Below are 7,559 nucleotides of genomic sequence, written 5' to 3'. Positions count from 1 at the left end.
CGCCCTGCCGCTAACAAACACTGGCGGAGGTAGCGGAGCGGCGCGAGCCGTCCGGTGTCAGCTTGGAAACACCGTGAAAGACCGGAGGGCTCGCGCCCTGCCGCTAACAAACACTGGCGGAGGTAGCGGAACGGCGCGAGCCGTCCGGTTTCAGCTTGGAAACACCGTGAAAGACCGGAGGGCTCGCGCCCTGCCGTTAACAAACGCTGAAGGAGGTGTCTGGCGATCCGTCCGGCGGACCGATGGAATGACTTCGCGGTCCAGATACAATAGCCGCTCCCCGCCTTCCCATCGTCACACCCTTTCTCGCTGCTTCCCACCACGGACCGACTTGATGATTTCGTCTGGCCCTCGTGTCTTCTCCGTCTGCGAACCCTTTGCTTCGTTGGCGTGTTTTCTTCTACTGGTTGCTTCAGCCGCCATCACCCTGGCTGATTCTCCCGCCGCGGCGGCCGATGATCCGCTGCAGCTTCGCGACGGCGATCGGGTGGTCTTGATCGGCGACGGGCTGATCGAGCAAGAACAATACTTCGGCTGGGTCGAAGTCATGCTGACCACCGCGTTCCCCGATGCCGATGTCACCTATCGTAATCTCGGTTGGAACGGCGACACCCCGGCGGGTGATTCGCGATTCGGACTCAGTCTGCTTCAGGCCGGCCGAGAACCCGACGGTGAAGGCTGGCGGCAGTTGCAAAAGCAACTCGAAATGACCCGGCCGACGGTTGCCGTGCTGGGCTACGGGATGGCAAACGCACTGGAGACTTGGACCCAGGAAACGGACTATGCAAGGGTCCAATCGATCATCAAGTTCACCGAAGACCTGCAACGATTGGCCGACACGATCCGGCAGATCAATCCTGATTGCCGCTTCGTGTTCCTGTCCCCGATCTCCCCCGCCGGGCCCTCCGTGTTGACCGCTGAAATGGCGGCGGTGTACACGAAACTGATTGAACAGGTGAGTGCCAAGAATGGTGGTCACTTCGTCGATCTGACCGGGGTGGCCGACAAGCCAAGTCGGCGCAAGGATCCCGTTCACTTAAATGGTGACGGATACAAAGCCTTGGCCGACGCGATCGGCGCCTCGTTGGGCATCGATCGCGGCGTCTGGAAAGACAGCCCGCAAACCGAGCCGCTGAGGAGTGTGATCCTGGAGAAGAACCGGCTTTGGTTTCACCGTTCGCGGCCGGCCAACATGGCGTACGTGTTCGGATTTCGAAAACACGAACAAGGCCAAAACGCCGTTGAGATTCCCCAGTTCGATCCGTTGATCGAACAGGAGGAAGCCAAAATCGCGTCGCTGCGGCAGTTGAAAGCGAGCGGCGTGGAAGAACCGGCGCCACGGTTGGAATCCAAGTACGCGGAATTCACGCCGCAGCCGACGCCGGACTTCGTCGTCGCCGAGGGTTTGGAAGTCTCGTTGTGGGCCGAAAACCCGATGTTGAACAAACCGATTCACATGAACTTTGATCCGCAAGGCCGTTTGTGGGTCGCCAGCAGCGAAGCCTATCCGATGATCGAAGTCGGTCAGGCCATGCCCGACAAGATTCTGGTCTTGGAAGATTCCGATCACGACGGCAAGGCGGACAAGTCGACCGTGTTCGCCGACGGGTTGTTGATTCCCACCGGCGTGGCGCCCGGTGACGGCGGGGTTTATGTCGCCCAAAGCACCGATTTGCTGTTTCTCGAGGACACCGATGGGGACGGCAAGGCCGATCGTCGCGAGCGCGTGCTCAGCGGATTCGGCACCGAAGACACCCACCACAATTTGCACACCCTGCTGTTTGGTCCCGACGGCCGGTTGTACATGAACCAATCGGTGTACACCCGGACGGACGCCGAAACGCCCTACGGCGTGGTGCGGTTGAAAGCGGGCGGCGGATTTCGATTCGATACCCAAAACCGACGCATGGATGTCTTCTTTCGCGGTCTGTGGAACCCCTGGGGACACCAGTTCGATGCACACGGCAACTCCTTCATGACCGACGGGGCGGGCTTCGCAGGCATCGCCTATGTCTTTCCCGGTGCGACCTTCAATCCCACCCCCGGCGCACGACGCCAGTTGGATCTGATCAGCCCCGGCAACTATCCCAAGTTCTGTGGCGGTGAGATTGTTCAAGGCGAAAGCTTTCCCGAAGACTGGCAAGGATCCTTCGTCACCTGTGATTTTCGCGCCAATCGTGTGACGCGTTTCTCGCTGTCGGAAACCGATGCGGGATTTGTGACGACGCAGCAGGCCGATTTGATCCGCACCAGCGCCAGCACGTTTCGCCCGATCGATATCAAACAAGGCCCCGACGGGGCGCTGTACATCGCCGACTGGTCCAACCCGATCATCAATCACGGCGAAGTCGATTTCCGGGATCCGCGACGCGATCGCTGGCACGGTCGGATTTGGCGCGTGACGGCCAAGGGTCGACCGCTGCGCCAGCCCGTTGACTTGACCGGCCAATCGATCGAATCGTTGATCACCAATCTTTACTCAGGCGATCGTTATCTGGCCGATCAATCGCGTCGCGTTCTGATCGAGCGTGGCGATGACACCGCAGCCAAGTTGGATCGAGTATGGAGTTCGGCCACGACATCGGAAGATCGATTGGCTGCCGTGCGTCTCTCGGCATCGGTCGGCAAGCCGGATGTCGCGTGGTTGCAGACGGTGTTTGGCGATTCGGCAGGCTCCGTCCGCGCGGCCGCCACGCGAATCTTGGCCGACTGGTCTGATCCTACCGACCCGACTGCAAGCATCGAGCGCGCGCAAGCGATGGAATGGTTTGCCGAGCGCGTGGTCGATTCACACCCGCGCGTTCGATTGGAAGCGGTGCGTGGTTTGGCAAAACTGGGCGGCGTCGACGCGATCCGGCTTTCGCTGCGGGCGCTCGATCATCCGGTTGACCGATTCATCGATCACGCCTTGTTCTTGAACGTCGACGAACACTCGGCTGCCCTGATCAAGGACCTTCGCAAACCGATGTGGAGCACGGCGGAGAACCAAAAGCAGCTCGAGTATGTGCTGACCAGCGTCGAGCCAGCCAAGGCGACCGAGTTCTTAGGCACCTTTCTGGCAAACAATCCCATCCCGCGCGACGGTGGCGGGCCATGGATCGATCTGATCGCCAAAGCGGGCAGCCCCAAAGAACTGGGAATCCTGTATCGGCAAGCGATCGGCGGCCAGTTGGAACCCGCCGCGACTGCCAAAGCGTTCGGGGCTCTCCAGGATGCCAAACGATTGCGGCGTCTGAAACCGGAACTGAGCGGTCAACCGGCCGACGAGTTGAAACCGTTGTTGTCGAGTTCGGATTCGCAGGTCCAGGCCGCGGCGATCGAGCTGAGCGGTGCCTGGCAGCTTCGCAAACTGATCCCCACGTTGGCCGATCTCGCCGCCGACGGGCAACTCGATTCCGCCACACGCGTCAAAGCGATCACGGCGCTGCGATCCTGTGGCGGACAGGCGGCGACCGAGGCGTTGCTGTCGCTGGTTCGTGAGGATGCATCGCCGGCGATCAAGTCATCGTTGGTCGGGGCACTCGCCGGGACCAACCCGCAGCTGGCCGTCCAGCCTTTCTATGACACGTTGGCCGGCATCGAAGACGAACAAGCGGCGTTGGGCCTATGGAGAGCGATGTTGTCGGCGAAAAACGGTGAAGCATTGTTGACCGCTTCGTTGCCGGCCGAAGGTCTTTCGGAAGTCGCCGCCCGCGCCGGCGTTCGTGCGGCCGGAGAAAGTGGTCGCAACGCGCAATCCTTGATCGACGCGTTGATGCCGATGAGCGGGTTGACGATGACGGCGGACAAATGGTCGCCCGAGCGCGGCGCGGAACTGCGAAAACTGGCGACGCTCCAGGGCGACCCCGCGCGGGGCGAAATGATTTACCGCCGCAGCAGTCTGCAGTGCGCCACCTGCCACGCGATCGGCGGTGTGGGAGGCAAAGTCGGGCCGGACATGACCAGCTTGGGCGCCAGCGCTCCGGTCGATTACATCATCGAATCGCTGTTCGACCCGAATGCCAAAATCAAAGAAAACTATCACGCGGTGACCGTGTTGACCGAAGAGGGGCAAGTGTATTCCGGGATCGAATCGGGCAGCACCGAGGAAGAGATGGTGCTTCGTGATGCGTCGAACAAACTGGTGCGAATTCCCGAGGCGGAAATCGTTCAAGTCAAACCCGGCAAGTCACTGATGCCGGCCGGGTTGCTCGACCGCGTTTCGCAACAAGATCAATTGGATTTGATCAGCTTCCTGACCCGGCTCGGAAAACCTGGCGAGTACGACGCTAGTCGGCAGACCGTCGCCCGAGTCTTGGAAGTGTTCGCCGGGTCGCACCGTATCGAACAGCAGGGCAACGAGGCGATCGTGTCCGGCGAACCGATCAAGGGTTGGAAACCGCTGCAGGCTCGCGTGAGCGGCAAGATCGAGAAAGCGACGCTGGAAGCACTGACCGCCCAACCCAGGCACACGTCGCTGGTCAATATTTACCTGCGGACGCAAATCGAAGTTGGCTCGGACACGGCCGCCACCTTTTCCATCGACAACCTTGATCGGGCGAACGTCTGGATCGATGGTCAGCCCGCGGGGACGATTGCCGATCCGATCAAGCTTTCGCCGGGCAAGCACACCCTGTTGCTGCAAATCGACGGCAGGGGGTTACCCGAATCGATCGCGATTCGCAGCGAGCAGGTGACGTTCGTCAGCGAGTGATCAAGTGCACGTTGGTGTCGAGGCATTAGCCGATCCTCGAGCAAAAATCGAAGGGGCGAGAGCGTCTCAAGGCTGGTCTTCAACGAGGATCGCCTAAAGGCTAGACACCAACATGTGGATGAATCCCGTATACTCCTCGGGCTAAGTTCTTCAACTCACAACCAGCGCTGTCATGCCTTCCAAACCGACCGCGATTGTTCCCGACGCGAGCTTGCGGATGGCGTGCCGTGTGGTCGATCCGCCTCACCCGGCAGTGATCGATTGCGATCGGTTGTTGGATGGTTGCGAACTTCGTACCCAGCGGCGCAGCGGGCCGGGCGGGCAGCACCGAAACAAGACCAGTTCCGGCGCGTTTTTGACGCATCGCTCGACGGGATTGGTAGGCGAGGCGACCGAACGACGAAGTCAGGCACAAAACCGCGAGGTCGCGCTGCAGCGATTGCGGTACCTGTTGGCGATCGAAGTCCGCACGCCCAGCCCGCTTGATCCATCCGCCTGGCAAGTCGATGGCAGCGAAGCGACGATTCGTAAGCGTTACGTTAATCATTCATTTCGGCTCAACGAATCCAATGCCGACAAGCCGGCCCTGTTGGCGTTGGTATTGAACGATTTGTGGGTGGCCGGCGGGCAACCGAGTTTGATCGCCGAGACGTGGTCGGTGTCGACCAGCAAGATTGTTGCGCTGGTTCGATCGTACGCCCCGGCGTTGACGTGGGTGAACCGAGTTCGACATCACCACGAACGGTTGCCGCTGCACTAATGGAACGCCGACGTCAAATCCGTGCGATCGTGGTGCACACCGTCCGGGTTTCAACGGTCGCCGCACTTTTGCTGCTGATTCCCTCGCCGAGACGCGATCGGCCCAGATCGGATGACGGAGCGTCACCGCCGGCGATCGAACGGATTCAGCCCTTCTTGCCGACGGCGAGCGTGGTCGAGGGTACAAAGGACGCCAATGGATTTTGGATGGTCAAGGACGCCGAGGGCGTGACGCTGGCTCGCGTCGCAAGAACCCTGCCCGAGGCTGCCGACGTCATCGGTTATCGCGGACCCACCGAAGCGATGATCTTGTTGGACCGCGATTACCAGTTGATCGGCGTCGACCTGATCGATAGCGCCGACACCGAGGAACACGTCACGGCGGTGGAGAACGACGACGCGTTCTTCGAACAGTTTCGCAACTGGACATGGACCGGGCCGGAACCGGGCACGAACGTCGACGCCGTTTCCGGTGCGACGCTGACTTCGTTGGCCTTGGCCAAGGGCGTGCTGCGGCGAATCGGGGGTGACCTGCCGTCGTTGGTCTTTCCCGATGCCGTCACCCTGGAAGAATTGCAGGGATGGTTTCCCGACGCGTCGGCACGTCGCGTTGACGGTGATCGCGTCATCGCCCTTGATCGAGCCGGCCAGGAACTTGGAACGCTGATTCGCACCGGCCCGCTCTCGGATTCGATCATCGGATACCAGGGACCGACCGAGTTATTGATTCAAGTCGAGCCGGCGGGAGCAGCCGAAGACAGCGAACCACCGCCGATGACGGTCGCCGACATCAAGATCCGATCGTCGTTCGACAACGAACCCTACGTCCGTTATTGCAAAACGGAGTATGGTTTTTGGGCACTGTTCGAAGGCCGAACACTCGCGGGACTGGCCGACATGGATTTGGAAGCCGAACGGGTCGAAGGTGTTTCCGGGGCGACGATGACCAGCATGGCGATCGCCGAAACCCTGGTCGCATCCGCGGGCCGGTTCCAAGTCCGCCAGCAGCAGCGGGAACAAGCGATCCAGGCAGGCGGATCGACTTGGAGCAACTGGCGCCATCGGGTGATCGATGCGCTGGAGATGCGGATCACGGCCGCGGACGTCGGCTGCGTACTCGTGTTGTGTTTGATCCCGCTGTTTCGGATGCGAGGTTGGTTTCGCCATCATCGAATCCGTAGGCTCTGGTTGGTTGCCGTGATCGCAGTGATCGGGATTTGGTCGGGTAATTTAATTTCGATGGCACTGGTGGCGGGTTGGAGCGGAGGAGGGATTGCGTGGCGATTGGCGCCCGCGCTGGCCGCGATCGCGATCGTCGCGTTTGTCGCGCCGGTGGGCTGGAAATCCAATCCGTACTGCAATCATCTCTGCCCGCACGGGGCGCTGCAGCAATTGCTGCGACCACACCACAAGAGCAAGCGATATTGGAAGCCACCGGCGCGGATGATGGCGGTGTTGAAGTTCCTGCCGGGCACGACGCTGGTGATCGGCTATCTGACGCTGTTGTGGTCACCGACGACCGACCTGTCGTCGTGGGAGCCGTTCCATGCGTATCTTTATCGCATCGCTTCGTGGACGGCGTTGACGTTGGCGGGAGTCACGTTGTTGTTTTCGGCGTTTGTGCCGATGGGCTACTGCCGTCTGGGCTGTCCCACCGGCCGTTTGCTCGATCATCTGCGACGCAGCGCCGGCAGCGATCGGGTGCAGGTCGCCGATGGCGTTGCGATCGGGTTGCTGGTGGCGGCGGTGTTGTTGCGGTAGCGCACCGCGCAAGTCCGTGCGATGTTAAACTGCGACGATGAGCTCCTTTCAACAATCCTGTCCGTCCTGCAATGCGTCGCTCGAATTGCCGATCGAAGCGGACGGCAAGGCGGCGGTTTGCCCGTCCTGTCAGACTCAATTCATCGCCGCGGCACCACCGGCATTGGAGAGCAAACCGACCGCGGTGGTGACGCCGCAACCGACCCCGCAACCGGTCGCGGTCAAAGGCTATCGCAAGATCCCGATCGAACACATCTTTGCGGACACGCAGTCGGTGTTTGTCGAAAGACGTCGTCCGTTATTGATGCCGTTCCTGATGCCATCGGTACTGATGGTGTTGGGGCTG

The 7,559-nt window shown here is 60.9% G+C and carries 3 protein-coding genes and 1 pseudogene; all 4 read left to right on the top strand.

The genetic code is table 11. The annotated features are described in order from the left end of the window. Positions 1-334: 334 nt before the first annotated feature. Entirely contained in the window at positions 335-4,693 is a 4,359-nt protein-coding gene (locus ABX749_RS14855; RefSeq protein ID WP_372896660.1) for a PVC-type heme-binding CxxCH protein, read from the top strand. Positions 4,694-4,865: 172 nt separating this feature from the next. Continuing rightward, entirely contained in the window at positions 4,866-5,453 is a 588-nt protein-coding gene (locus tag ABX749_RS14850) for a peptide chain release factor-like protein (protein ID WP_372896659.1), read from the top strand. After that, positions 5,453-7,213, top strand: a complete 1,761-nt coding sequence (locus ABX749_RS14845; RefSeq protein ID WP_372896658.1) for an FMN-binding protein — start codon at positions 5,453-5,455, stop codon at positions 7,211-7,213. The genes ABX749_RS14850 and ABX749_RS14845 overlap by 1 nt, the downstream gene beginning before the upstream one ends. Positions 7,214-7,250: 37 nt before the next feature. Continuing rightward, positions 7,251-7,559, top strand: a pseudogene (locus ABX749_RS14840) (hypothetical protein); the annotation flags it as partial.

This window comes from Stieleria sp., assembly GCF_041595215.1.
GTDB classification, from domain to species: domain Bacteria; phylum Planctomycetota; class Planctomycetia; order Pirellulales; family Pirellulaceae; genus Stieleria; species Stieleria magnilauensis.
Note: the sequence above shows the minus strand (reverse complement) of the source record. Positions and strands in the feature narration are given on the sequence as shown.